This is a genomic window from Klebsiella sp. CN_Kp097 (assembly GCF_040064495.1).
Lineage (GTDB): Bacteria > Pseudomonadota > Gammaproteobacteria > Enterobacterales > Enterobacteriaceae > Klebsiella > Klebsiella aerogenes.
The window spans coordinates 101,135-126,906 of record NZ_JBEAIL010000021.1; the positions used below are offsets into that span (position 1 = coordinate 101,135).

General features: G+C 58.2%; 23 protein-coding genes. 15 read left to right on the top strand and 8 right to left on the bottom strand.

What is annotated here, in order from left to right; translation table 11 throughout:
- Positions 1-89 precede the first annotated feature (89 nt).
- Entirely contained in the window at positions 90-674 is a 585-nt protein-coding gene (gene pth / locus ABLV07_RS18305) for an aminoacyl-tRNA hydrolase (RefSeq protein WP_015705080.1), read from the bottom strand.
- A gap of 271 nt (positions 675-945) precedes the next feature.
- Between pth and ychH the strand changes: the two genes are divergently transcribed.
- Positions 946-1,221, top strand: a complete 276-nt coding sequence (gene ychH / locus ABLV07_RS18310) for a stress-induced protein YchH (protein WP_015367115.1) — start codon at positions 946-948, stop codon at positions 1,219-1,221.
- A 42-nt stretch (positions 1,222-1,263) separates the two neighbouring features.
- On the opposite strand, the gene dauA is transcribed toward ychH, so the two are convergent.
- From dauA to lolB, 4 genes are all read right to left on the bottom strand, one after another.
- On the bottom strand, positions 1,264-2,955 hold the full coding sequence (gene dauA / locus ABLV07_RS18315) for a C4-dicarboxylic acid transporter DauA (RefSeq protein ID WP_072050073.1): 1,692 nt from the start codon (positions 2,953-2,955) through the stop codon (positions 1,264-1,266).
- Between the two features lie 124 nt (positions 2,956-3,079).
- Positions 3,080-4,027 carry a ribose-phosphate diphosphokinase gene (gene prs, locus ABLV07_RS18320; RefSeq protein WP_015367113.1) on the bottom strand — a complete coding sequence of 316 codons (948 nt, stop codon included), beginning with the start codon at positions 4,025-4,027 and terminating at the stop codon, positions 3,080-3,082.
- Positions 4,028-4,208: 181 nt separating this feature from the next.
- On the bottom strand, positions 4,209-5,060 hold the full coding sequence (gene ispE / locus ABLV07_RS18325) for a 4-(cytidine 5'-diphospho)-2-C-methyl-D-erythritol kinase (protein WP_015367112.1): 852 nt from the start codon (positions 5,058-5,060) through the stop codon (positions 4,209-4,211).
- A complete protein-coding gene (lolB, locus tag ABLV07_RS18330) occupies positions 5,060-5,674 on the bottom strand; it encodes a lipoprotein insertase outer membrane protein LolB (protein WP_015367111.1) in 615 nt (204 codons plus the stop codon). Before lolB ends, ispE begins: the two co-directional genes overlap by 1 nt.
- Before the next feature lie 271 nt (positions 5,675-5,945).
- Between lolB and hemA the strand changes: the two genes are divergently transcribed.
- Genes hemA through kdsA form a run of 6 tightly spaced genes read left to right on the top strand, consistent with a single transcriptional unit; the run spans position 5,946 to position 11,275 of the window.
- Positions 5,946-7,202, top strand: a complete 1,257-nt coding sequence (gene hemA / locus ABLV07_RS18335) for a glutamyl-tRNA reductase (RefSeq protein ID WP_015367110.1) — start codon at positions 5,946-5,948, stop codon at positions 7,200-7,202.
- A 40-nt stretch (positions 7,203-7,242) separates the two neighbouring features.
- Positions 7,243-8,325 (top strand): peptide chain release factor 1, encoded by a 1,083-nt coding sequence (gene prfA / locus ABLV07_RS18340; protein WP_015367109.1) that lies wholly within the window; start codon positions 7,243-7,245, stop codon positions 8,323-8,325.
- A complete protein-coding gene (gene prmC, locus ABLV07_RS18345) occupies positions 8,325-9,176 on the top strand; it encodes a peptide chain release factor N(5)-glutamine methyltransferase (RefSeq protein ID WP_045410870.1) in 852 nt (283 codons plus the stop codon). Before prfA ends, prmC begins: the two co-directional genes overlap by 1 nt.
- A complete protein-coding gene (sirB2, locus tag ABLV07_RS18350; RefSeq protein ID WP_015367107.1) occupies positions 9,173-9,565 on the top strand; it encodes an invasion regulator SirB2 in 393 nt (130 codons plus the stop codon). The genes prmC and sirB2 overlap by 4 nt, the downstream gene beginning before the upstream one ends.
- Positions 9,566-9,568: 3 nt before the next feature.
- A complete protein-coding gene (sirB1, locus tag ABLV07_RS18355) occupies positions 9,569-10,381 on the top strand; it encodes an invasion regulator SirB1 (protein ID WP_015367106.1) in 813 nt (270 codons plus the stop codon).
- A 39-nt stretch (positions 10,382-10,420) separates the two neighbouring features.
- Positions 10,421-11,275, top strand: coding sequence for a 3-deoxy-8-phosphooctulonate synthase (gene kdsA / locus ABLV07_RS18360; protein ID WP_015367105.1), 855 nt, complete (start codon positions 10,421-10,423; stop codon positions 11,273-11,275).
- A 78-nt stretch (positions 11,276-11,353) separates the two neighbouring features.
- Here kdsA and chaA read toward each other — a convergent pair whose 3' ends face one another.
- Complete coding sequence (chaA, locus tag ABLV07_RS18365) at positions 11,354-12,454, bottom strand: sodium-potassium/proton antiporter ChaA (protein WP_015367104.1); 1,101 nt, start codon at positions 12,452-12,454, stop codon at positions 11,354-11,356.
- 265 nt (positions 12,455-12,719) lie between these two features.
- Between chaA and chaB the strand changes: the two genes are divergently transcribed.
- Complete coding sequence (gene chaB / locus ABLV07_RS18370; RefSeq protein WP_015367102.1) at positions 12,720-12,950, top strand: putative cation transport regulator ChaB; 231 nt, start codon at positions 12,720-12,722, stop codon at positions 12,948-12,950.
- A gap of 148 nt (positions 12,951-13,098) precedes the next feature.
- Positions 13,099-13,779: a gamma-glutamylcyclotransferase gene (locus ABLV07_RS18375; protein WP_015705085.1), complete on the top strand. Its 681-nt coding sequence runs from the start codon at positions 13,099-13,101 to the stop codon at positions 13,777-13,779.
- Positions 13,780-13,806: 27 nt separating this feature from the next.
- On the opposite strand, the gene ABLV07_RS18380 is transcribed toward ABLV07_RS18375, so the two are convergent.
- Positions 13,807-14,049, bottom strand: coding sequence for a DUF1883 domain-containing protein (locus tag ABLV07_RS18380; protein ID WP_015705086.1), 243 nt, complete (start codon positions 14,047-14,049; stop codon positions 13,807-13,809).
- Between the two features lie 227 nt (positions 14,050-14,276).
- Positions 14,277-14,630 carry a DsrE/DsrF/TusD sulfur relay family protein gene (locus tag ABLV07_RS18385; protein ID WP_015367099.1) on the bottom strand — a complete coding sequence of 118 codons (354 nt, stop codon included), beginning with the start codon at positions 14,628-14,630 and terminating at the stop codon, positions 14,277-14,279.
- 66 nt (positions 14,631-14,696) lie between these two features.
- On the opposite strand from ABLV07_RS18385, the gene nasR reads away from it, so the two are divergent.
- From nasR to ABLV07_RS18415, 6 genes are all read left to right on the top strand, one after another.
- Positions 14,697-15,893, top strand: coding sequence for a nitrate regulatory protein NasR (gene nasR, locus ABLV07_RS18390; protein WP_015367098.1), 1,197 nt, complete (start codon positions 14,697-14,699; stop codon positions 15,891-15,893).
- A gap of 236 nt (positions 15,894-16,129) precedes the next feature.
- On the top strand, positions 16,130-17,386 hold the full coding sequence (locus ABLV07_RS18395; RefSeq protein WP_045410872.1) for an ABC transporter substrate-binding protein: 1,257 nt from the start codon (positions 16,130-16,132) through the stop codon (positions 17,384-17,386).
- Between the two features lies 1 nt (position 17,387).
- Positions 17,388-18,272 carry a nitrate ABC transporter permease gene (gene ntrB / locus ABLV07_RS18400; protein ID WP_348853528.1) on the top strand — a complete coding sequence of 295 codons (885 nt, stop codon included), beginning with the start codon at positions 17,388-17,390 and terminating at the stop codon, positions 18,270-18,272.
- A 9-nt stretch (positions 18,273-18,281) separates the two neighbouring features.
- Complete coding sequence (locus ABLV07_RS18405; RefSeq protein WP_045361322.1) at positions 18,282-19,070, top strand: ABC transporter ATP-binding protein; 789 nt, start codon at positions 18,282-18,284, stop codon at positions 19,068-19,070.
- A gap of 6 nt (positions 19,071-19,076) precedes the next feature.
- Entirely contained in the window at positions 19,077-23,144 is a 4,068-nt protein-coding gene (gene nirB / locus ABLV07_RS18410) for a nitrite reductase large subunit NirB (protein ID WP_163374434.1), read from the top strand.
- Positions 23,144-25,750: a nitrate reductase gene (locus ABLV07_RS18415; RefSeq protein ID WP_045410875.1), complete on the top strand. Its 2,607-nt coding sequence runs from the start codon at positions 23,144-23,146 to the stop codon at positions 25,748-25,750. The genes nirB and ABLV07_RS18415 overlap by 1 nt, the downstream gene beginning before the upstream one ends.
- The last annotated feature ends 22 nt before the right edge of the window (positions 25,751-25,772 follow it).

Genomic DNA, 25,772 nt, shown 5'->3' on the forward strand with positions numbered 1-25,772 from the left:
TCAGTCTGTTATGAATAACAGACTGTAGAAAAGTAAATAGCTTCGCCTATTATACACGGTGTGCGGCAAAAATTCCGCACGTCGGACGCTTATTGCGCTTTAAAGGCGTGTAAACGGTTGGTTGCTTTGGTTAAACCGTCTTTCAGCCACACCTCGGTACAGCGCGCCGCTTCATCAACCGCTTCGTCAATTAGCTTCTGTTCGCTGGCCGGTGGTTTACCCAGCACAAAGCCGACAACTTTATTTTTATCGCCCGGATGGCCAATTCCGACGCGTAAGCGGTGAAAGTTTGGGTTATTACCCAGCTTGCTGATAATGTCCTTCAGGCCATTATGACCGCCGTGTCCGCCGCCAAGTTTGAATTTAGCGACGCCGGGGGGTAAATCGAGCTCGTCGTGGGCGACCAGAATTTCATCCGGATTAATACGGTAAAAGGTAGCCATCGCGGCCACGGCTTTGCCGCTGAGATTCATAAAGGTGGTCGGCACCAGCAGGCGCACGTCTTCCCCAGCCAGGTTCAGGCGCGAGGTATAGCCGAAGAATTTGCTCTCTTCTCGCAGCGGCGCGCGGTGGCGCTCCGCCAGTAAATCTACGTACCAGGCGCCGGCGTTATGGCGCGTTGCCGCGTATTCCGCTCCGGGGTTAGCCAGGCCGACAATCAGTTTTATCGTCACTTTTTATTCCTGCATGGGTCTTTCTTTGCCGCGTAGTGTACTGCCTGCGTCGGCGCTTGACAAAATTCTGCCAGCGAAACGCTACCGTTACTGATAATTTCCACTTTGAACCATTAGAATTTGATGTTGTTCAGTGGCTTATTTGTAAACTTTTGTTGATCAGATGTTCCCGAATGTGATCACTCACGCAATCACTCATATCCCTATTGTCTATACTTAACCTATAAATTTTGGGGATATTCCCATGTAGCCCAAGGTCCGGAGGTGACATATGAAACGCAGAAACGCTTCGTTACTCGGTAACATACTGATGGGTTTAGGGTTGGTTGTGATGGTGGTCGGCGTTGGTTACTCTATTTTAAACCAGCTTCCACAATTTAACCTGCCGCAATTCTTTGCTCATGGCGCGGTGTTGAGTATTTTCGTCGGCGCCGTTTTGTGGCTGGCGGGCGCTCGCGTTGGTGGTCATGAAAGAGTCTCCGACCGCTATTGGTGGGTACGCCACTACGATAAACGCTGCCGTCGCGACCAGCATCGTCACAGCTAACTGAATTCAGCTCGCCGGATATGTTTTCCGGCGAGCTCTCTTTTATTGCGCTAATTCAATGTCCGCCAGCGCCGCGGTACGGTCAGGGTAGAAGCTCAGGCGTCCCGGAATCGGCTGGACGCCTGCGCGCGCCAAAGTACGCAGCGGCTGGAATTCAAGGTTAGACACCCGCAGCTCGCAGCCTTCCGGCAGGCGCTTCACAAAGCGCAAGAAAGCGTCAAGACCGCCGGCGTCCAGCACCGGCACCGCATCCCACTTCAGCACCACCACGCGCTTGCCTGCAATCCGGCTTTCCAAATCGGTGAACAATCCTTCCGCCGCGGCGAAGAACAGCGGGCCGATCACCCGTAGCACCAGTACATCGTCCGGCACTTCAACGTTGACCGGCGCCAGTCGCGTCATGCGCGCGATGCGGCGCATAAACAGCAGCGAAGCCAGCACGATACCGACGCTAATGGCGATGACCATATCGAACAGCACGGTCAGCGACATGCACATCAGCAGCACAACGATGTCGTCTTTTGGCCCGTGGCGTAGCAGGTTAATCACCTTATGCGCCTCGCTCATATTCCACGCTACCATCAGCAGCAGGGCAGCCATGGCCGACAGCGGCAGCCACGAGAGCAGCGGGGCGAGGATTAGCAGCGCGAGGATCACCAGCAGGGCATGGATCACCGCGGAAATCGGCGAGGTCGCGCCGGCGCGCACGTTAGCCGCGGAGCGAGCAATCGCCGCGGTGGCGGTAATGCCGCCAAAGAATGGCGCGATGATATTGCCCAGGCCCTGGCCGACCAGCTCACTATTCGCTTTGTGTTTGGTGCCGGTCATACCGTCGAGCACCACCGCGCAGAGCAGTGATTCAATGGCGCCCAGCATCGCCATAGAGAAGGCGGCAGGCAGCAGCGCGCGCAGCGACGACCAGCTCAGGGTGAACTCCGAGCCCGGCATATCCCACGGCAACACCAGCTGCGGCAGCAATTGCGGGATACCGTTGCCCTGGCTGCCGTCGGCGAGGACATAGTGGAACTGCGAGCCGATGGTCGCCACATGTCCGCCGAGCAAATTAACGATGCCCATCACCGCACAGCCCGCCAGCAGCGCCGGCAGGTGCCCCGGCAAGCGGATGCCCAAACGCGGCCAGAAAATCAGAATACCCAGCGTCACGATACCGATGGCGGCATCGCCAACGTTAATTGTCGGCAGCGCCATCACCAGCGCGCCGACTTTCTGCAGATAGTGCTCTGGGACATGCGCCATCTGCAGACCAAGGAAGTCTTTAATTTGCATGGTACCGATGGTGATGCCGATACCGGAGGTAAAGCCAAGGGTGACTGAAAGCGGGATATATTCAATCAGACGGCCAAAGCGGGCGAGGCCGAAAAGGATTAAGAAGATACCCGACATTAGCGTCGCCACCAGCAAGCCGGCCAGGCCAAACTGTTGTGACACCGGATAGAGGATCACCACGAAGGCCGCGGTGGGGCCGGAAACGCTAAAGCGCGAACCGCCGGTCAGGGCGATGACAATCCCCGCCACCGCCGAGGTGTAGAGTCCATATTGAGGCGCTACGCCGCTGCCAATTGCTAACGCCATCGCCAGCGGGATAGCGATGATCCCGACGGTTATCCCGGCGATGAGATCGCGGGTAAAGCGCGATGCAGTGTATTTTTCTTTCCAGCAAGCGTCGATGAGGGCGCGGAAAGGCATCACATGTGAGGAAAATAATCTATTCACAATAATGTTTCATCCATGAGCGCATCATCTGTCAACTGAATGGCAGGTGAAGGAGGCATTAGTCATACAAATATGAACCAGAGACAAAAAAACCCGCCGCAGCGGGTTTTTCGGCTGGGCTCGATTAGTGCTCGAACATAGCGGAAATGGATTCTTCGTTGCTGATACGACGAATCGCTTCGGCCAGCATACCTGACAGGGTCAGGGTGCGGACTTTGTCCAGCGCTTTGATTTCCGGCGTCAGCGGAATGGTATCGCAGACGACGAATTCATCAATCACAGAGTTTTTAATGTTCTGGATAGCATTGCCGGAGAAGATCGGGTGAGTCGCGTAGGCGAAGACACGTTTCGCACCGCGCTCTTTCAGCGCTTCCGCTGCTTTACACAGGGTACCGCCGGTATCGATCATGTCATCAACCATCACGCAGTCACGGCCAGCGACGTCGCCGATGATATGCATCACCTGAGAAACGTTAGCGCGCGGGCGGCGTTTATCGATGATCGCCATGTCGGTATCGTTCAGCAGCTTCGCGATAGCGCGAGCGCGAACCACGCCGCCGATGTCCGGAGAAACCACGATCGGGTTGTCCAGATTCAGCTGCAGCATATCTTCGAGCAGAATTGGGCTACCGAATACGTTATCAACAGGAACATCAAAGAAGCCCTGAATCTGTTCAGCGTGCAGGTCAACGGTTAGTACGCGGTCAACGCCGACACTGGACAGGAAGTCAGCGACGACTTTAGCGGTGATTGGCACACGAGCGGAACGTACGCGACGGTCCTGGCGGGCATAGCCGAAGTAAGGGATAACAGCGGTGATACGACCTGCAGAAGCGCGACGCAGGGCATCAACCATAACAACCAATTCCATCAGGTTGTCATTGGTGGGAGCACAAGTGGACTGGATGATGAAAATATCACCACCGCGTACGTTTTCGTTGATTTGTACGCTGACTTCGCCGTCGCTAAAACGACCTACAGCGGCGTCGCCAAGAGAAGTGTACAGGCGGTTGGCAATACGTTGTGCTAGTTCCGGGGTGGCGTTACCAGCAAAAAGCTTCATATCAGGCACGAGAAGAACCTCAGGCATGCGTCCAGTGGTGGATGAAACGGGCCATTAAACTGTGCGGGCCGGCGCCATCTCATCCAGGCGGTGTATTAAAGAGCACGATGCAACGTCTGGAACAGGGTGACGTTGTCACCGATACTCTGTTTGCCCGGCAAACTTGCCGTTATTCATGCAAAAAGCAGAATTACTTCAGTAGGGCTTGCTTCAGCGGCGAGACATTTATTCCTCGCGCAACAAAGCCTTGCAGCCATTCCGGGGCTTTTTCCAGCACCTGACGAGCGGCGGATTCGGTGTCAAATTCAGCAAACACACAGGCTCCTGTGCCAGTCAGGCGCGACGGCGCGTATTCTAACAGCCAGGAAAGCGTTGCATCAACCTCACGAAAACGTTTTCTTGCGATAACCTCGCAATCGTTGCCGAATTCACAGTTTAGTAAGGTATTAATTGACCTGCTCGGGGTATTTCGTGGTAACTCCGGATCGCGAAAAATGATCGGCGTCGGGATACTTACGCCCGGGTGGGCGACCAGATACCATTTTTCCGGCGGATCGACCGGGGTGAGAATCTCGCCAACCCCTTCGGCAAACGCCGCGTGACCGCGAACGAAAACCGGGACATCGGCGCCGAGCTGTAGCCCAAGCGTCGCCAGCTGGTCTTCGCTAAGCCCGCAGCCCCACAGATGATTGAGGGCTACCAGCACCGTCGCGGCGTTAGAAGAGCCGCCGCCTAAGCCGCCGCCCATAGGCAGGCGTTTGTCGATGCTGATATCCGCGCCGCTGCCTGCGGGGAGTTGACCGTGAGACTCCGCCGCCGCCATCAGTAGCCTGGCGGCGCGGATAATCAGGTTCTCTTCATCCGGCACGCCGGCGACCGGCGTTAACAACCGCAGTTTGCCGTCGCGGCGCGGTTCAATGGTCAGCGTGTCGCCATAGTCGAGAAACTGAAACAACGTCTGCAGCGTGTGATAACCATCGGCGCGTTGACCGGTGATATACAAAAACAGATTCAATTTTGCGGGGGCGGGCCAGCGACTCATCATTTCACAATCCAGTTATCCATTTTCAGCTTGATGCGCTGGCTGCCGTTGTTGAGTTCCATATTAGACGGCAGGGTGGGTTTGGTGTCGCTGGAGTAGCCGCTGTAGGTCACGTGCCAGGTTTTACCATTCTGCGTGTAGTTGAGTTCGCGCAGGCGGTACTGGTCATCCAGCGAATAGTCGGTGGCATCGCCCGGCAGGCCGATAATCCACTGACGCAGGCTGTTAAGCGGGATCGGCATGCCGGTCAGGCGGCCAATCATCTCTTCGGCATCGGTGGCGTTGTAGGTCTGGCCTTTGTTGTCAATCAATTGGACGCCGCCCGGCTGCGCGGTTAATGACAGTTCGGTGCTGCCAAGCGGGTTGGTCAGCAGCAGGCGGTAGCGGTCCTGGCCGGTTTGTTGCCAGAAGAAACGGGCATACACTTTCTGCTCATCGGAAAGATAGGCAAACGCCCCGCGGGTCTGGAACTGGTTAAGGTTGCGGACATCCTGCTGGTGCTGGCGCCATTGCGGGGAGTCCGGGCTTTTGCCGGGCCCTTGCGGCGGAGTATTGATTGCACAGGCGGTCAGAACGAGGCTTGCCAACGGCAGCAGGCGGAACAGTCGATTCATAATGATGACAAATCCTTGATGTCTACAGTGAAATGCGGCGACTGATGGTTCGCACACCGATTTGTGTAGCGGGTTGCAATAATAACCCTTAATGCTAGCGTCGCTGGCCGATAGCGTCTACGTTCAAGTTGTCTGAAATCAAAAAATTACCGTTAGTGGCTATTAAGCCCTGACTATTACTCCAAAAGGGGGGCGTCTCTTTTATTGAGTACGCGCATCCTGTATGATGCGCTCAGACTAACCTTAGCAACGCTGGTACTATTCCCTCACCATGACCCTTTTAGCTCTTGGCATCAACCACAAAACAGCTCCGGTAGCGCTGCGAGAACGCGTAACGTTTTCGCCGGATACGCTCGACAAGGCGCTGGAGAGCTTATTGGCTCAGCCGATGGTGCAGGGCGGGGTGGTGTTATCAACCTGTAATCGCACGGAGCTGTATCTCAGCGTTGAAGAGCAGGACAACCTGCAGGAAGCGCTGATCCGCTGGCTATGTGACTTCCACGGCCTGAATGAAGAAGACCTACGTAAAAGTCTTTATTGGCATCAGGATAACGACGCCGTCAGCCATCTGATGCGTGTCGCCAGCGGCCTGGATTCGCTGGTGCTTGGCGAGCCGCAAATCCTCGGGCAGGTGAAAAAAGCGTTTGCGGATTCCAGCCGCGGCCATCTGAACGTCAGCGAACTGGAGCGTATGTTCCAGAAATCGTTTTCGGTGGCTAAACGCGTACGGACCGAAACCGATATCGGCGCCAGCGCCGTTTCCGTTGCCTTCGCCGCCTGTACGCTGGCGCGACAAATTTTTGAATCGCTCTCCAGCGTCACGGTGTTACTGGTTGGCGCGGGGGAAACTATCGAACTGGTCGCCCGCCATCTGCGCGAACATAACGTTCGCAAAATGGTGATTGCCAACCGCACCCGTGAACGCGCCCAGGCGCTGGCGGATGAAGTCGGCGCGGAAGTTATCGCCCTCAGCGATATCGACGAGCGTTTAAAAGACGCCGATATTATTATCAGTTCTACCGCCAGCCCGCTGCCGATCATCGGCAAAGGGATGGTCGAGCGCGCGCTGAAGGCGCGCCGCAATCAGCCGATGCTGCTGGTGGATATCGCGGTGCCCCGCGACGTCGAGCCGGAAGTCGGCAAGCTGGCCAACGCCTATCTGTACAGCGTTGATGACCTGCAAAATATCATTCAGCACAATCTGGCGCAGCGTAAGGCCGCGGCGGTGCAGGCGGAATCGATCGTCGAGCAGGAAACCAGCGAATTTATGGCCTGGCTGCGCGCCCAAAGCGCCAGCGAGACTATCCGCGAATATCGTTCCCAATCCGAGCAGGTTCGCGAGGAGCTGACGGCGAAAGCGCTTGCCGCGCTGGAACAGGGCGGCGATGCGCAGGAAATTATGCAAGATCTGGCCCGTAAGCTGACCAACCGCCTGATCCACGCTCCAACCAAATCTCTTCAGCAGGCTGCCCGTGACGGGGATGATGAACGCCTGCATATTCTGCGCAACAGCCTCGGGCTGGAATAGCGCACATTTCTCTATTTAAAGACAGGGTGAATTCACGCCTATGAAGCCTTCTATTGTTGCTAAACTGGAAGCTCTGTACGAACGCCATGAAGAAGTTCAGGCGCTGCTTGGCGACGCCGCCACCATTGCCGACCAGGACCGTTTCCGCGCGCTGTCGCGCGAATATGCGCAGCTTGGCGATGTTGCCCGCTGCTATACCGACTGGCGCCAGGTGCAGGACGATATCGAAACCGCGCAGATGATGCTCGACGATCCGGAAATGCGCGAAATGGCGCAGGAAGAGCTGCGCGATGCCAAAGAAAAAAGCGAAGCGCTGGAACAACAGCTGCAGGTGCTGCTGCTGCCGAAAGATCCGGACGATGAACGTAACGCTTTTGTCGAAGTTCGCGCCGGTACCGGCGGCGATGAAGCGGCGCTGTTCGCCGGGGATCTCTTCCGCATGTACACCCGCTACGCCGAAGCCCGCCGCTGGCGGGTCGAAATCATGAGCGCCAACGAAGGCGAACATGGCGGATTTAAAGAAGTGATTGCCAAGATCAGCGGCGACGGCGTCTATGGGCGGCTGAAATTTGAATCCGGCGGCCATCGCGTCCAGCGCGTTCCGGCGACCGAATCCCAGGGGCGTATCCACACCTCCGCCTGTACCGTGGCGGTGATGCCGGAGCTGCCGGAAGCCGAAATGCCGGATATCAATCCGGCGGACCTGCGTATTGATACCTTCCGCTCCTCGGGCGCGGGCGGTCAGCACGTCAACACCACCGACTCCGCTATCCGTATTACCCACTTGCCGACCGGTATCGTCGTTGAGTGTCAGGACGAACGTTCACAGCATAAAAACAAAGCCAAGGCGCTGTCGGTGCTGGGTGCGCGTATTCGCGCCGCCGAAGTCGCCAAGCGTCAGCAGGCGGAAGCGTCTACCCGCCGTAACCTGCTGGGCAGCGGCGACCGCAGCGACCGCAATCGTACCTACAACTTCCCACAGGGGCGCGTGACCGACCACCGTATCAACCTGACTCTTTACCGTCTGGATGAAACCATGGAAGGCAAACTGGATATGCTGATCGAACCGATTGTGCAGGAATTCCAGGCTGACCAGCTGGCGGCGCTTTCCGAGCAGGAATGATGACCTTTCGACAGTGGCTTACTCAGGCAATAGCCCGGCTCGGCGCGAGCGACAGCCCGCGTCGCGACGCCGAGATCTTACTGGGGCACGTCACCGGCAAAGCGCGGACCTGGATCCTCGCTTTTGACGAAACCGTATTGACGGCGGAACAGTTGGCGGAGCTGGAAGCATTGCTGGCGCGCCGCCTCAACGGCGAGCCGGTGGCTCATCTGGTTGGTCAGCGCGAGTTCTGGTCGCTGCCGCTGTTTGTCTCGCCGGCGACGCTGATCCCGCGGCCCGACACCGAATGCCTGGTCGAGCAGGCGCTGGTACGCTTGCCGCAGACGGCCTGCCGTATCCTGGATCTTGGCACCGGCACCGGCGCTATCGCCCTGGCGTTGGCCAGCGAGCGGGCGGACTGCAAGGTCACTGCCGTTGATTTTATGCCTGACGCCGCGGCGCTCGCCGCGCGCAATGCCGCCCATCTCGCTCTCAACAACGTGACCGTGCTGCAGAGCGACTGGTTTAGCGCGCTCAAGGGGCAGAGGTTCGCGATGATTGTCAGTAATCCCCCCTATATCGATGAAACCGATCCGCATCTTGCCGAGGGCGATGTCCGCTTTGAGCCGAGAACGGCATTGGTCGCCGCCGACCAGGGGCTGGCCGATTTAGCGCATATCATCCGTGAAGGGCGTCAGTACTTGTTACCCAACGCTTATATGCTACTGGAGCATGGCTGGAAGCAGGGCGAGGCGGTACGCGCATTGTTTAATGAAGCAGGTTATCTCGATGTCGAGACCTGCCGCGATTATGGCGATAACGAACGTCTGACTCTCGGGCGTTGGCCGCACAAGGAGCAAGCCGGCGAATGAATTTATTTACTGCAGTACTCTATTTGCATATTGCCTGCGTGGTGACATCCGTCGGGCTTTTCGTGCTGCGTTACTGGTGGACCTACAGCGGCAGCGCGATGCTCAACCAGCGCTGGGTGCGTATCGCGCCGCATTGTAGCGATACGCTGCTGTTTCTCAGCGGCGCGGGATTAATGGCGATTACGCACTATCTGCCGTTTACCGAAGATGGCGCATGGCTGACTGAAAAGCTGTTTGGCGTTATCATTTACATCGCATTAGGATTTATTGCGTTGGGCCGACGTCGCCCGCGCCGCCAGCAGACCCGGTTCATCGCCTTTCTGCTGGCGCTGGTGGTGTTGTTCTTCATCGTTCAACTCGCCATCACAAGAATACCGTTACTGGGGTAAGGCATGAGGTCATTAGCTGATTTCGAATTTAACAAAGCGCCATTATGCGAAGGCATGGTCCTCATTTCTGAATTGATCCGCGACGACTTTCCGACGCACTTTGTGCAGGATGAGTTGCAGCGGTTGTTAACACTGGCGCAGGAAGAGATTGCCACCTCCTGGGATCAGGAGCGTCAGCTCGACCGGCTGCTGGAATTGTTCTATCACGAGTGGGGCTTCGGCGCGTCGCAGGGCATTTATCGTCTGTCCGATGCGTTATGGCTGGATAAAGTGCTGGTGAATCGCCAGGGGAGCGCCGTGTCGCTGGGGGCGATTCTATTATGGATTGCCCAGCGTCTGGATTTACCGGTGGTACCGGTTATTTTCCCCACGCAGATGCTGCTGCGCGCCGACCCGGAAGCCAGCGAAGAGATGTGGCTGATTAACCCATTCAACGGCGAGACGCTTGATGAACACACGCTTGAGGTGTGGCTGAAGGGGAATATCAGCCCGGTGGCAGAACTGTTCAATGAAGATCTCGATGAGGCCGATAACGCCGAAGTGATCCGCAAACTGCTCGATACGCTGAAATCGGCGTTGATGGAAGAGCGGCAGATGGAGCTGGCCCTACGCGCCAGCGAAGCGCTGCTGCAGTTCAATCCCGAAGACCCGTATGAAATTCGCGACCGCGGGCTTATCTATGCCCAACTGGAGTGCGATCACGTGGCGCTGTTGGATCTCAATTATTTCGTTGAGCAGTGTCCGGAGGATCCGATTAGCGAGATGATCCGTGCGCAGATCAACACGATTTCACATAAACAAATTACATTGCATTAGTCTGGAACCATTCCGGTTACACCCTGATAAGGCGATCTTATGAAACAAAAAGTGGTTAGCATTGGTGATATCAACGTAGCAAACGACCTGCCGTTCGTGCTGTTTGGCGGAATGAACGTGCTGGAGTCCCGCGATCTTGCGATGCGTATCTGCGAACACTATGTGACCGTCACGCAAAAGCTGGGCATTCCGTATGTGTTCAAAGCCTCTTTTGATAAAGCCAACCGTTCTTCCATTCACTCCTATCGTGGGCCGGGTCTGGAAGAAGGGATGAAGATTTTCCAGGAGCTGAAGCAGACCTTCGGCGTGAAAATCATCACCGACGTCCACGAAGCCAGCCAGGCGCAGCCGGTGGCCGATGTGGTTGACGTGATTCAGCTGCCAGCGTTCCTCGCGCGTCAGACTGACCTGGTGGAAGCGATGGCTAAAACCGGCGCTGTCATCAACGTCAAGAAACCGCAATTCGTCAGCCCGGGCCAGATGGGCAACATCGTTGATAAATTTATTGAAGGCGGGAACGACAAAGTGATCCTGTGCGATCGCGGCGCTAATTTCGGCTACGACAACCTGGTCGTTGATATGCTCGGCTTCGGCGTAATGAAGAAAGCGTCCAACAACTCGCCGGTCATCTTTGACGTGACCCACGCCCTGCAGTGCCGCGACCCGTTTGGCGCTGCTTCAGGCGGTCGCCGCGCTCAGGTGACGGAACTGGCTCGCGCCGGGATGGCGGTGGGTATCGCCGGTCTGTTCATTGAAGCGCATCCGGATCCGGATCACGCGAAATGTGACGGCCCGTCCGCGCTGCCGCTGGCTAAACTGGAACCGTTCCTGAAGCAAATGAAAGCGATCGACGATCTGGTGAAAAGCTTCGACGAGCTGGATACCAGCAACTAAGTTTCGCTGAGCTGTAAAAAAGCCTGCCGGTTTCGCCACCGACAGGCTTTTTTTTGGGCTTTATTACTGATTACCCGGTCAGGCAAATATCGTCATCAGGTAGGCGGCGAACAGCGCCAGATGCGCCGCGCCGTTAAGGACATTGGTGCGCCCGGTTGAGAACGAAATGTGGCACAGCACCAGCGACGCCACCATCACCACCATTTCCGGCGCTCCCAAACCGAAGCGGAGTTCATTGCCGGTAAGGAAGGCGATAAGCGTGACGACAGGCACCGTCAGGGAAATCGTCGCCAGCACCGAACCGAAGAACAAATTCATCGCGCGCTGTACCTGGTTGTTCAGCACCGCTTTCAAGGCGCCGAGTCCTTCCGGCGAGAGAATCAATAGCGCCACCAGGAAACCGGTAAAGGCCACCGGCGCGTTCATGCTGGTCAACAGCGTTTCCAGCGGATTAGCGTTCATTTTGGTAACGGCGATAACCGCAACCAGGTGTACCAGTAACCAGGCCGTGTGCCAGCCGCTGCTATGCGCCGAGGGCTTACCGTGATGCGGGTCGTCATCGTCGCTGTCATCTTCATGCTCGTACACAAACAGGCTCTGGTGTGTTTTGGTCTGAATGAGCAGGAATACGCCATACATGGCGGCGGAAATCAGCGCCACCAGTAGCGCCTGGCCGGTGCTGAAATTGGCGCCCGGTAACGCCATCGGGAATACCAGTACGATAATCGCCAGCGGGAAGAGGGCGATCAGATACTGCTTGATACCAAACAAATTCATATACTGCGTGGCGAATTTACGTCCGCCCAGCAGTAAAGAGAAGCCGACCAGACCGCCGGTGACGATCATAATGATTGAATATAACGTATCGCGCATTAGCGTTGGCGCGGCGTCGCCGGTCGCCATTAATGCGGAAATGAGGCTCACTTCAAGAATGACCACTGACAGGCTCAAAATTAATGAACCATAGGGCTCGCCGAGGCGGTGAGCAAGAACGTCGGCATGGCGAACCACGCTAAATGCGCTACTCAGAATCCCGACCAGCGCCAGAATATTAATCGCAACGACCACTGGTAGTGATTGACTGCTTCCCCAGAGAAACAGCACCACCAGTGCTAAAACCGGAAAAACGAGGGAGGTCTCCTTGTGGCGGGTCTTAACCGCCTCATGTGCATGTGTCATGAACCATCTCCATTTATGCAGGTGTTATAATTATAGATAACGTAAGTTGATAAAATAACAGACATTGATAGGTTTAATTTGTATTTTTACTTAAATTTACCACTCTTGCATAAGAAATGCGTTGGTCTGCTAAAAAAGGCTATTACGTATGTTTTATACATACTTTTCAGATGATTACTAAAAATCATTTCTCAATATTCCTTTCATTTGCCAACCCGGGAATTGTGTTCCAGACTTAGCTTTTACCCTGATTCTGGAGGTCATTATGCCTTACCGTAGTAAACAAGAACTTCCCGATAGCGTTCAGCACGTCTTGCCGGAACACGCGCAGGAAATTTATAAAGAAGCTTTCAATAGCGCGTGGGATCAATATAAAGATAAAGCCGACCGTCGCGATGATGCCAGCCGTGAGGAGACGGCGCATAAAGTCGCCTGGGCGGCGGTGAAAAATGATTACCAAAAAGGCGATGACGACAAATGGCATAAGAAAAAGTAATCACTTTTGCGATCTAATTTTTTGTCAGCCCCCTTGTCAACGCTCCGTTAATTGCTTATTGAGTAATAAAGCTGGATAATAATTCAGCAATATTCACGGATGGCACAGATTATCGCCGGGAAGCAGGCAGTGGCGGAGGTAGTAGAAAGTGTTAACTCGTGATTTCTTAATGAATGCGGATTGTAAAACGGCGTTTGGCGCGATTGAGGAATCGCTGCTGTGGTCGGCGGAGCAGCGGGCGGCCTCGTTGGCGGCGACTCTGGCCTGTCGTCCGGATAACGGTTCGGTGTGGATTTTCGGCTACGGTTCGTTGATGTGGAACCCGGCGCTGGAATACAGCGAATCCTGCACCGGTACGCTGCCGGGTTGGCATCGCGCGTTTTGCCTGCGCCTGACCGCCGGTCGCGGCAGCGCACATCAGCCGGGCAGGATGTTGGCGTTGAAGGAAGGCGGGCGTACCACCGGCGTGGCCTATCGTCTGCCGGATGAGACGCTGGAGCAAGAGCTGACGCTTCTGTGGAAGCGGGAAATGATCACCGGCTGCTATTTGCCAACCTGGTGCCGTCTTGAGTTGGACGATGGGCGTACGGTGAATGCGCTGGTGTTTATTATGGATCCGCGCCACCCACTGTATGAATCTGATACCAGCGCACAAACCATCGCGCCGCTGATAGCCCGCGCCAGCGGGCCGCTCGGCACCAATGCCCAGTATCTCTTTTCGTTGGATCAGGAATTACGCAAGCTTGGCATGCGCGACGCCAGTCTTGACGATCTGATTATCCAGGTGCGACATCTGGTCGGCGAGGCGAGCCAACCCGGGCTCGCATAAAACGCCCGGTTTACCGGGCGTGGAGATTCAGGCGGGAACGTAGCTAATGGAGTGCTCGAGGGACTGACTATGGCTGTCGATCAGCACGTTCCAGGTGCCGCTGTAGGGCACGGTGAGATAAGCGCTGTCCCTGTCCTGCACGCTAAAAATATCGGCGTGGCTGTCGCCGGCGGCCTTGGCGCTCATTAAGTGAATATGACAGCGCTCTGAACAGCGCACCACCAGCGTATCACCGCCGAATAACGTTAAACTTGCTTTTACCATTGCCATTTTCATACCCCGTTTCTGTCTCTGAATTCATCAACCCGCGCGTGATATCGTTCACACTTTGCTCGTTGCATAACACCAAAGGGGGAGCGTGTGGATGATGATTTCGATCAACAAAATGGATAACGATTAAACAAAAATGACAATCTTCCTGAAAGCGTTCAGCTGGCGTACTTTTGCATCAGCAATGCCCACCAGCCTGACATTTAATCCTGTTAATGGCGGTTAATTCAGAAGGTCAGCACTTTATCCGCCGCCAGCGTCCACTGCGCCAGCTCGACCAGCGTTCCCACTTCCACGCCATCTACTAATGGCAAATGGGTGATCCCGCGTCCGTCCGTACAGGTCTTGCAGAGTTTTACCGGCACATTCTGCGCGGTGAGGATCTCCAGCATCTGCTGGATGTTATAGCCTTCCGCCGGTTTCTGCCCGCGTAGCCCGGCGGTCACCGCATCGGACATTAAAAACAGCTTCAGATCGAGGTCTGACTCCTGCTCACGCAGGGCGATAGCCAGGCGCAGGCTATTAAACAAGGATTCACTGCCGTAAGCGGCTCCGTTGGCGACAATCACAATACGTTGCATAAAGACTCCTTTTATCAGGCATGGTTATTGCTTAGCTTTATCTAAAGACGTAATTCGGGAGGGGGTATGAATAATACGACCGGCATGACGCCTGAAGCAATCGGCTGGTTTCATTATGCGCGCCAGCTACAAAAACAGCAGCTCCGCAAGCTAACGCAGCAAGGGACGCTGGCGAGCGAAATAAGTGGGTTGGTCCATATGCTGCAGTGCGAGCGCGGCGCCTCCAATATGTGGCTCTCTTCCGAGGGCCGCTTGTATGACGCCGAGCGTCGGGCTGGCGGGGCGCTGGTGGACGCGCGCTTAAGCGCTTTTTATGCCGCGCTACAACCGGCGCGGGAATCCGCCAGCAGCGCGCTGTGTTGGCGTATAGCCAGCGCGGTATGGTATCTGGCGCAGCTTCCGGCGCTGCGAGCGGCGGTGCAAGGCCGCGCGGTGGACGCTCAGGAGGCCACTCAGCGCTTTAGCCGTATTATTCGCCATTTATTGAATATTGTGCCGCAGTTGAATGACACCATAGACGATCCGCAGATCGCCGGGCGCATGGTCGCCCTGTACAGCTTTATGCAGGGTAAAGAGCTGGCGGGCCAGGAGCGCGCGCTGGGAGCGTTGGGCTTCGCGCGCGGCCAATTTAACGGCGAGCTCCGTCAGCAGTTGGTTGACCGCATTGACGGTCAGCAGCCCTGTTTTGACAGCTTTCAGGCGCTCTCCGGTCTGCCGCGGGCGCTTGAGCTGCTGCAGGGTTGCGAAGCCGGGCGCGAGATTGAGCAACTGCGGCGCATCGCCTGTACCCGCCAGCCCTCGGCGGACGAAGGGGCCGCGGCGCAGCGCTGGTTTAGCCTGCAAACTGAACGGCTTGAGCAGATGCGCAGTCTGGAGGAGGCGTTGATTGCCGACCTGCTCAGCGCGACCCGGCAACTGCTCGAACGTGGAGAAGACGATATGCCGCCGCTGCAATGGCCTGAAGAAGAGTGCGGCGATAGCCTGACTTTGCGCCTGGATAAGCAGCTGCTGCCGCTGGTCCGCCAGCAGGCGTGGGAACTTGAGCAACTCTCCGGCCAACTGGCCTCGCTGCAAGCCGCGTTTGAGGAGCGCAAGATTATAGATAAAGCGAAAGCGCTGCTGATGAGCCATCAGGGAATGCAGGAAGAACAGGCCTGGCAGGCGTTGCGTAAAATGGCGATGGATAAGAACCAGCGGATGGTCGAAATCGCCCGCGCGCTGCTGACGGTGAAAGCTCTGCTGCCGGACTCATCGTCAAATTGAATGCACAATCAGCGGGCAGGCATTGCCTGACGATGGTGCAATAGTTGACGCGGAGAGCGGTAAAACAACGTCTGGCGGGCAATAACACAAATTGGCATCCGCTTTGCATTACTGAACTTGAGTGAATCAACAATTTGAGACAACGGACCAACGGCGGTCTGAAGGTCTCTGGATAAAGGCGTCCTGCGGTGCGAAAGCACTGCCGGGCGCTTTTTTTTGCGCGTTCTGGAGCGGCTATGGGCGATAAAGTTTTCATTTCACGACGGCGCTTTTTGCAGGCCGGGGCGGCGCTGGGCGGCGCTATGCTGCTGCCCGGAGTGATGCAGGCGGCGTGGGCGGCGGGTTCCGATAAGCCGGAGTTGGCCACCGTGCGGGTCGGATTCATCCCGCTAACCGACTGCGCGCCGCTGGCGATTGCGGCATTGAAAGGATTCGATAAAAAGTATGGCATTAGCCTGCAGCCAAGTAAGGAGGCCAGCTGGGCGGCGGTGCGCGATAAGCTGGTCGCCGGCGAACTCGATGCGGCGCATATCCTCTACGGCATGCTGTATGGCCTTGAGCTTGGTATTGCCGGCAAACCGCAGCAGATGGCCAACCTGATGACCCTGAACCGCAACGGTCAGGCAATCACCCTTTCAAGTGACCTGCAGGCGCAAGGCGTGAGCGATGGTCATGGGCTCAAGCGGCTGATCGACCAAAAAGCGCCGGGCAGCTACACCTTCGCCCACACCTTTCCTACCGGCACCCATGCGATGTGGCTCTATTACTGGCTGGCGAACGCCGGTATCGACCCCTTCGCCGATGTGCGCATGGTGGTCGTGCCGCCGCCGCAAATGGTGATGAACATGCGCATCGGCAATATGGTCGGCTTCTGCGTCGGCGAACCGTGGAACGCGCGGGCGATCAACGATCGCATTGGTTTTACGGCAGCAACCAGCCAGCAAATCTGGGCGGATCATCCGGAAAAAATCCTCGGCGCGCGCAGCGATTGGGTGGCGCGCTACCCAAATACCGCAAGGGCGCTGGTGGCGGCGCTGCTGGAGGCCCAGCGCTGGATTGAAGCGTCTGCCGACAACACCCGCGAAACCGCGCGGATCCTCGCCAGACGGGCGTGGCTCAACACCAAAGAACAGTACCTTAGCGGGCGCATGCTTGGCGAATACGACAATGGCATCGGCAAACGCTGGCGCGACGCTCATCCCATGCGCTTCTTCCAGCAGGGGGAAGCCAGCTATCCGTGGCTCTCCGACGGCATGTGGTTCTTAACCCAATTCCGCCGCTGGGGCCTGCTGAAAAGCGCGCCGGATTATCAGGCGGTAGCGCAGCGTATCAACCGCATCGACCTGTGGAAAGAGGCGGCGCAGGCCGTGGGCGGCATCACTGCGCCAACGCAAACTTTACGCAGCAGCACGCTGCTGGACGGCAAAGTGTGGAACGGCGTCGACCCGGAAGGGTATGCCGCCAGTTTCGCCATTCAACATAAGGGGGCATGAGATGAAACCAGCCATTAACACGCAGCCGCGCGCGCAGACCTCAACCGCGCCGGGCGAAATCATTGTCCTGCCGCCGCTGCAGGTGCGCAAAGCTACGCCGTCCGCCAGGTGCTGGCTGAACGCCGCGCTGCAGCGTCTACTGCCGCCGCTGCTGGGCCTGGCTCTACTGCTGCTCGGCTGGCAGCTGGCGGCGATTGGCGCGAAAGGCTTCCCGACGCCGTTGAGCACTCTGGATTCGGCGCTGACGCTGTTTTCCGACCCCTTCTACCGCGACGGACCGAACGATATGGGCATCGGCTGGAACGTGTTGGCTTCGCTACAGCGGGTCGCGGTGGGCTTTGGTTTAGCGGCGCTGGCCGGTATTCCGCTGGGCTTTCTTATCGGCCGCTCGCTGTTCTTTGCGCGAATGTTTAACCCGTTCATCGCGCTGCTGCGCCCGGTGAGTCCGCTGGCGTGGTTACCGATTGGCCTGCTGCTGTTCCAGAAGGCGGAACCGGCTTCCAGCTGGACCATTTTTATCTGCTCTATCTGGCCGATGGTCATTAACACCGCGGAAGGCGTCAGGCGTATCCCGCAGGACTATCTCAATGTGGCTCGCGTGCTGCAGCTGTCGGAATGGACGGTGATGCGCAAAATCCTCTTTCCGGCAGTGCTGCCCGCGGTATTAACCGGCGTGCGGCTGTCGATAGGCATTGCCTGGCTGGTGATCGTCGCCGCCGAGATGCTGACCGGCGGGTTGGGTATCGGGTTTTGGATCTGGAATGAATGGAACAACCTCAATGTGGAAAACATCATCATCGCCATCGTCATTATCGGCGTTGTCGGCCTGCTGCTAGAACAGGGGCTCATATTGCTCGCCCGCCGCTTCAGCTGGCAGGAAAAATAAGGAGTCGCTATGAAACCATTAATTCAGGTACAGGCCGTCAGTCAATGCTTTAACACCGCCAGCGGCGAGTTCCTGGCGCTGCAAAACGTCTCTTTTGATATTCACGAAGGGGAAACCATCAGTCTGATTGGCCACTCCGGATGCGGCAAATCCACGCTGTTGAATCTGATCGCCGGGATTACCCAGCCCACTGAGGGCGGGCTGCTATGCGATAACCGTGAAATTTCCGGCCCGGGACCGGAGCGGGCGGTGGTGTTCCAGAACCATTCGCTGCTGCCATGGCTGAGCTGTTTTGACAACGTGGCGCTGGCGGTGGATCAGGTGTTTCGCCGTACCATGAGCAAGGCAGAGCGCCGGGAGTGGATCGAACACAATTTACAGCGAGTACAGATGGGGCACGCGCTGCACAAACGGCCGGGGGAGATCTCCGGCGGTATGAAACAGCGGGTTGGCATCGCGCGCGCGCTGGCGATGAAGCCAAAAGTGTTACTGCTTGATGAGCCTTTTGGCGCGCTGGACGCGCTCACCCGAGCCCATCTGCAGGACGCGGTAATGCACATCCAGCAGGAACTGAACACCACCATTGTCGTGATCACCCACGACGTCGATGAAGCGGTGCTGCTTTCCGACCGGGTGTTAATGATGACCAATGGACCGGCCGCGACGATCGGCGAGATCCTTGACGTTAATCTGCCGCGTCCGCGTAACCGGGTCCAGCTGGCGGAAGATAACCACTACCACCACCTGCGTCAGCAGATCCTCCATTTCCTCTACGAAAAGCAGCCGAAAGCGGCCTAAGGCGGAATGATGCGGCGACTGGTAATTATCGGCAACGGTATGGCGGCAACCCGGCTGGCAGAGAAGCTGGCGGCGCGCGCGCAGGGGCGTTTCATCATCACGCTTATCGGCGATGAACCGCAGCCGGCCTACAACCGCATTCAGCTCTCGCCGGTACTCGGCGGGGAAAAAACGGCGGCGCAAATCCAACTGCTGCCGACGGAGTGGTACGCACAGCATGGTGTCCGCGTGCGGCTTGGCGAGGCGGTCAGCGAAGTGGATGTCGCGGGGCGGAGGCTGCGCGTCGGCGGCGACTGGCTGGAATGGGATGAACTGGTGTTCGCCACCGGGTCGCAGCCGTTTATCCCGTCGCTGCCGGGTATTGAGCGCCCGCAGGTATTCGCCTTTCGCACCCTGGCGGATGTTAAAGACATCCTGGCAATCCCCGGCCCGGCGGTGGTAATCGGCGGTGGCGTATTGGGCGTGGAGGTCGCGGCGGCGCTGCGCCGTCACGGTGGGGAAGTGACGCTACTCCATCGCGGTAGCGGTTTGATGGAGCCGCTTACCGATGCTTTTGCCGCGGAACAGTTAAAACAACAGCTTGAGGCACGCGGCATCCGCTGCGAGCTGGAGAGCCGAATTGCCGCTATTGACGAGCAGCATGTGCGGCTGGAGGACGGGCGCGCTTTTGCCGCCAGCCGGGTGGTGTTGGCCACCGGAGTGCGGCCGGATATCCGTCTGGCGGCGCGCAGCGGCGTAGCCTGCCAGCGGGGGATTATCGTCGACCGACGGATGGCGACCTCGCTGCCGGGGATCAGCGCTATCGGCGAGTGTTGTGAGATTGACGGCCAAACCTGGGGGCTGGTGGCTCCCTGCTTGCGCCAGGCCGATGTGTTAGTTGAACGCCTGTGCGGGGCTCCCGGCGAAGAATTCAGCTGGCAGGACGGCGGCACCCGGCTGAAGGTCACCGGTATCGAGTTTTTTAGCGCCGGCGAACAGCGGGCCGGCGAGCAGGACCAGATCTACAGCAGTTGGGACCCCATCGATCGCCACTACCGTCGCCTGCTGATCCGCGATGGCCGGTTGCACGGCGTGCTGCTGCTGGGCGACTGCCAGCAGGCGGCGCCGCTTACCGCGCTGCTCGGCAGCGATAGGTCCCCTTCAGCGGAGTGGCTTTTTGACCCTTCTATAACGCAGCCGCGGGCTGCAGGAAAAATGACGATGACTAAACCTGTATTAGTGCTGGTCGGACACGGCATGGTCGGCCACCATTTTCTTGAGCAATGCGTGAGCCGGAACCTGCACCAGCAGTACCGTATCGTGGTTTTTGGCGAAGAGCGCTATGCCGCCTATGACCGGGTTCATCTCTCGGAATATTTCGCCGGGCGCAGCGCAGAGTCGCTATCGCTGGTAGAGGGAAACTTTTTTAGCCAGTACGGCATTGAGCTGCGGCTAGGAGAGACGATCGCGGAAATCGATCGTCCGGCGCGAATCGTGCGCGATGCCCACGGCCATGAAACCCATTGGGATAAGCTGGTGCTGGCGACCGGCTCCTATCCCTTCGTGCCGCCAATCCCCGGTAACGATGAAGAAGGCTGCTTCGTCTATCGTACGCTTGACGATCTTGACCGCATTGCCGCCCGCGCCGCCACTGCGCAGAGCGGGGTGGTCATTGGAGGCGGGCTGTTGGGGCTGGAAGCCGCCAACGCGTTAAAACAGTTGGGGCTTAAGACCCATGTGGTGGAGTTCGCCGCCAACCTGATGGCGGTGCAGCTGGATAACGGCGGCGCGGCGATGCTGCGGGAGAAAATTCTCGATCTGGAGGTTGGCGTGCACACCAGCAAAGCGACGACGGCGATAGTGCGCACCGCCGACGGGCTGCAGCTTAACTTCGCCGATGGCGGCACGCTGCAGACCGATATGGTGGTCTTTTCCGCCGGGATCCGCCCGCAGGATGCGCTGGCGCGCGGCGCAGGCCTGGCAATCGGCGAACGCGGCGGTATCGGTATCGATGACCACTGCCGGACCTCGGACGCAGATATATTGGCGATTGGCGAATGCGCGCTGTGGGACAACAAAATTTATGGCCTGGTGGCGCCGGGCTACCACATGGCGCGCACCGCGGCGGCGCAGTTGGCCGGCGAAACCGCCCGCTTTAGCGGTGCCGATATGAGCACCAAACTCAAACTGCTCGGCGTGGATGTAGCGTCGTTTGGCGATGCTCACGGACGTACAGCTGGTTGCCAGAGCTATCAATGGACCGATGGTCCGCGGCAGATCTACAAAAAGATCGTTGTCAGCGCTGATGGCAAAACGCTGCTGGGCGGCGTATTGGTGGGCGATGCCGGTGACTACGCGACGCTGTTGCAGATGATGCTGAACGGCATGGCGCTACCGTCTCGTCCGGAAAGTCTGATCCTCCCTGCCATGGATGGGGCCACGACGAAAGCGCTGGGCGTGGCGGCACTGCCGGATAGCGCGCAGATTTGCTCTTGCCATAACGTCAGTAAGGGGGACATTTGTCAGGCGGTCAGCGCCGGAGCGGGTGATATGGCGGCAATCAAAAGCTGCACTAAAGCGGCGACCGGCTGCGGCGGCTGTAGTGCGCTGGTCAAACAGGTGATGGAACACCAGCTTGCCGGGCAGGGCGTCGAGGTTAAAAAAGATATCTGCGAGCATTTTCCGTGGTCGCGGCAGGAGATCTATCATCTGGTACGAGTCAACCACATCCATACCTTCGATCAGCTCATTAGCCGTTACGGGCAGGGCCACGGCTGTGAAGTGTGTAAACCGCTGGTGGCGTCGGTACTGGCCTCCTGCTGGAATGAGTATCTGCTGAAACCGGCGCATCTGCCGCTGCAGGACACCAACGATCGCTACTTCGCCAATATTCAGAAAGACGGTACTTACTCGGTGGTGCCGCGGATGGCCGCAGGCGAAGTTACGCCGGACGGGCTTATCGCTATCGGCCAGATCGCCAAACGTTACCAGCTGTACAGTAAAGTGACCGGAGGACAGCGTATCGACCTGTTTGGCGCGCGGCTGGAGCAACTGCCGGACATCTGGCGCGAGCTGGCGGCGGCGGGATTTGAAACCGGACACGCCTACGGCAAATCATTACGCACGGTAAAATCCTGCGTCGGCTCGACCTGGTGCCGCTATGGGGTTCAGGATTCAACGGGGCTGGCGGTAAGGCTTGAACATCGTTACAAGGGGCTGCGCGCGCCGCATAAAATCAAAATGGCGGTCTCGGGCTGTACCCGCGAATGTGCCGAAGCGCAAGGTAAAGACATTGGGGTTATTGCGACTGAAAAGGGCTGGAATCTTTACGTCTGCGGCAACGGCGGGATGAAACCGCGCCATGCGGACCTCTTTGCGAGTGACCTTGATGACGCCAGCCTAATCCGTACCGTCGATCGGTTGTTGATGTTTTATATTCGCACCGCCGACCGCCTGCAGCGCACCAGTAGCTGGATGGATAACCTTGAAGGCGGCGTGGCGTATCTACGCGAGGTGATCTTGCACGATAGTCTCGGTATCGGCGATGAGCTGGAGCAGGAGATGGCGCGGGTGGTGGATAGCTACCAGTGCGAATGGCAGACCACCCTGAACGATCCACAGCGGCTGGCGCTATTCCGTTCCTACGTTAACAGCGATGAGGCCGATGAGGCGGTGCAGCGGCAAATCCTGCGCGGTCAGCCGCAGCTGGTGGCGCCGCAAGGGCTTGGGCAACCGGCCCTGCCGTCGCGGCCGTGGCAGGCGATCTGCGATCTGGATGCGATTCCGCCGCAGGCGGGGATCGGCGCGCGCCTCGGCGAGCGGCAGATTGCGCTGTTCCGCTTCGGCGAGCAAGTTTATGCACTGGATAACCAGGAACCCGGCAGCGAGGCCAACGTGTTATCGCGCGGCATTTTAGGCGACGCGGGCGGCGAGCCGATCGTTATTTCGCCGCTGTATAAACAGCGGATTCGCTTGCGAGATGGTCGCTTGTACGACAGCGGCGAGCCGTCGGTGCGCGCGTGGCCGGTGAAGATCGAACAGGGCAAAGTGTGGGTCGGCAACCAGGCATTGCTGCTGCGCGCGGAGGCGAGCTGATGAGCGAAACCCGAACCACCTGTCCATACTGCGGCGTCGGCTGCGGAGTTATCGCCCGCGTTGAACCCAGTGGAACCGTCACGGTTCGCGGCGATGAAAACCATCCCGCTAACTTTGGCCGCTTGTGCGTAAAAGGGGCAGCGCTTGGGGAAACGACCTCGCTTAGCGGGCGGTTATTACACCCTGAAGTCGATGGCCGGGCGGTCGGCTGGCCGCAGGCGCTGGCGGAGGCGGGTTCACGTCTGCGCGACATTATTGAGCGCTACGGCCCGCAGGCGGTGGCGTTTTACGCTTCCGGTCAGCTGTTAACTGAGGATTATTACGCCGCCAACAAGCTGATGAAGGGCTTTATCGGCGCCGCCAATATCGATACGAATTCGCGGTTATGTATGTCATCGGCGGTCACCGGCTATAAGCGGGCGCTCGGCGCGGACGTCGTGCCGTGCAGCTATGAAGATGTCGAGCAGAGCGATCTGGTGGTGCTGGTGGGCTCCAACGCCGCCTGGGCGCATCCGGTTCTCTATCAGCGGTTGGCGCAGGCGAAACGCGATAATCCGCGGTTGCGGATCGTGGTGGTGGATCCGCGACGCACCGCGACCTGTGATATTGCCGACGATCATCTGGCGTTGGCGCCCGGTAGCGATGGCGGGCTATTTGTCGGCCTGCTAAATGCCATTGCCGCCAGCGGTGAAATGGCGGCGGGTTTTCGCGACCAGCGGCAGGCGCTGACCATCGCCGCGCAATGGAGCGTGGAAAAAGCGGCCGCTTTCTGCGGCCTGGCGCCGGAGCAAGTGGCTCGCTTTTATCGTGATTTTATCGCTGCGCCGCGCGCCATCACGCTGTACACCATGGGAATTAATCAGTCCGCCAGCGGCAGCGATAAGTGCAACGCGATTATCAATGTCCATCTTGCCAGCGGGAAATTTGCCCGCCGCGGCTGCGGGCCGTTTTCGCTGACCGGTCAACCCAACGCTATGGGCGGGCGTGAAGTGGGGGGGCTAGCGACGATGCTGGCGGCGCATATGAATTTTGAGCCGCAGGACCTGCAGCGATTAGCGCGCTTTTGGGGCAGCGAGCGACTGGCGCAGACGCCGGGGCTAACCGCCGTCGAACTCTTCGCCGCGATTGGACGCGGCGAGGTTAAAGCGGTGTGGATTATGGGGACCAATCCGGTGGTCTCACTGCCCGATAGCCACGCGGTGAGTCAGGCGCTGTCCAGGTGTCCGCTGGTGATGGTCTCCGATGTCGCCGCCAATACTGATACGGGGCGCTTTGCCCATATCCGCTTTCCGGCGCTGGCATGGGGCGAAAAAAACGGTACCGTGACCAACTCGGAGCGGCGAATTTCGCGTCAGCGGGCTTTTTTGCCGCCGCCGGGGGAGGCGAAAGCCGACTGGTGGATCATTTCCCGTCTCGCCGCCGAATTAGGTTATGCCCGGGCTTTTTCATGGCAACATCCGCATGAGGTATTTTGTGAACACGCGGCGCTCTCAGGGTTTGAAAATGACGGTCAGCGGGCGTTTGATATTGGCGGGCTGGCGGACCTCAGCCGGGAGGCGTGGGATGCCCTGGCGCCGGTGCGCTGGCCGGTGAGCCGCAGCGCCGCGCCCTGGCGGTTAACGGAGGGCTGGCACGGCGACGGCAGGTTGCGGATGGTGCCGGTGTCGCCGCAGCCGACCCGGGCGCAGACCGAGGCATTTTATCCATTAATCCTCAATAGCGGACGTATTCGCGATCAGTGGCATACCATGACCCGCACCGGCGAAATACCGCGGTTGATGCAGCACATTGCCGAACCGGTCGTCGAGGTGGCGCCTGCCGATGCGCGTCGCTTTCAATTACGTGAGGGAGAACTGGCTCGCGTCTGGTCGCGCCACGGCGTGATGATTGCGAAGGTGATAGTCAGCGAAGGGCAGCGCGCCGGTTCGCTCTTTGTGCCCATGCATTGGAATAATCAGTTTGCCCGTCAGGGACGGGTCAATAATTTACTGGCGGCGGTCACCGATCCGCATTCCGGCCAGCCGGAGAGCAAGCAGTCGGCGGTGGCGATAGCGCCGTGGCGGCCGGCGTGGCAAGGGGAGCTATTATCTCGCGAGCCCTTACCGTTGCCATCCTCGCTGCACTGGCGGCGACGGGCGGCGGTAGGGCTTAGCCATTTGTCGCTGGCCGCGGATACCGGCCCGCAAAGCTGGCTGACCGAGTGGTGTCGCAAGCAGGGATGGCAGTTGCAAATTGCCGAGGGCGGCGGGCTGTGGAACCTACTGGCCTGGCACGACGGGCAATTGATGCTCGGCTGCTGGAGCGATATTAAGCCGCCGCAAATCGATGCTGAATGGCTGTATACGGCGTTTCGGACGCCGCCGCAGACCGCCGGGCTACGCCATGCGTTGCTCAGCGGCCGTAAGGGCGGCGACAGCGCGCCGCGTGGGCAGACTATCTGTAGTTGCTTTAGTATCGGCGAGCGGCAGATCGGCGAGGCTATTGCCGGCGGCTGCGTCAGCGTAGAGGCGCTTGGCGCGAAGCTCAAGTGTGGCACCAACTGTGGTTCCTGTATTCCGGAACTCAAAGCGCTGCTGGCGGCTAATCAAACCCGAACGCCGGTTTGATGATCGGGGAAAGCAAACGCCA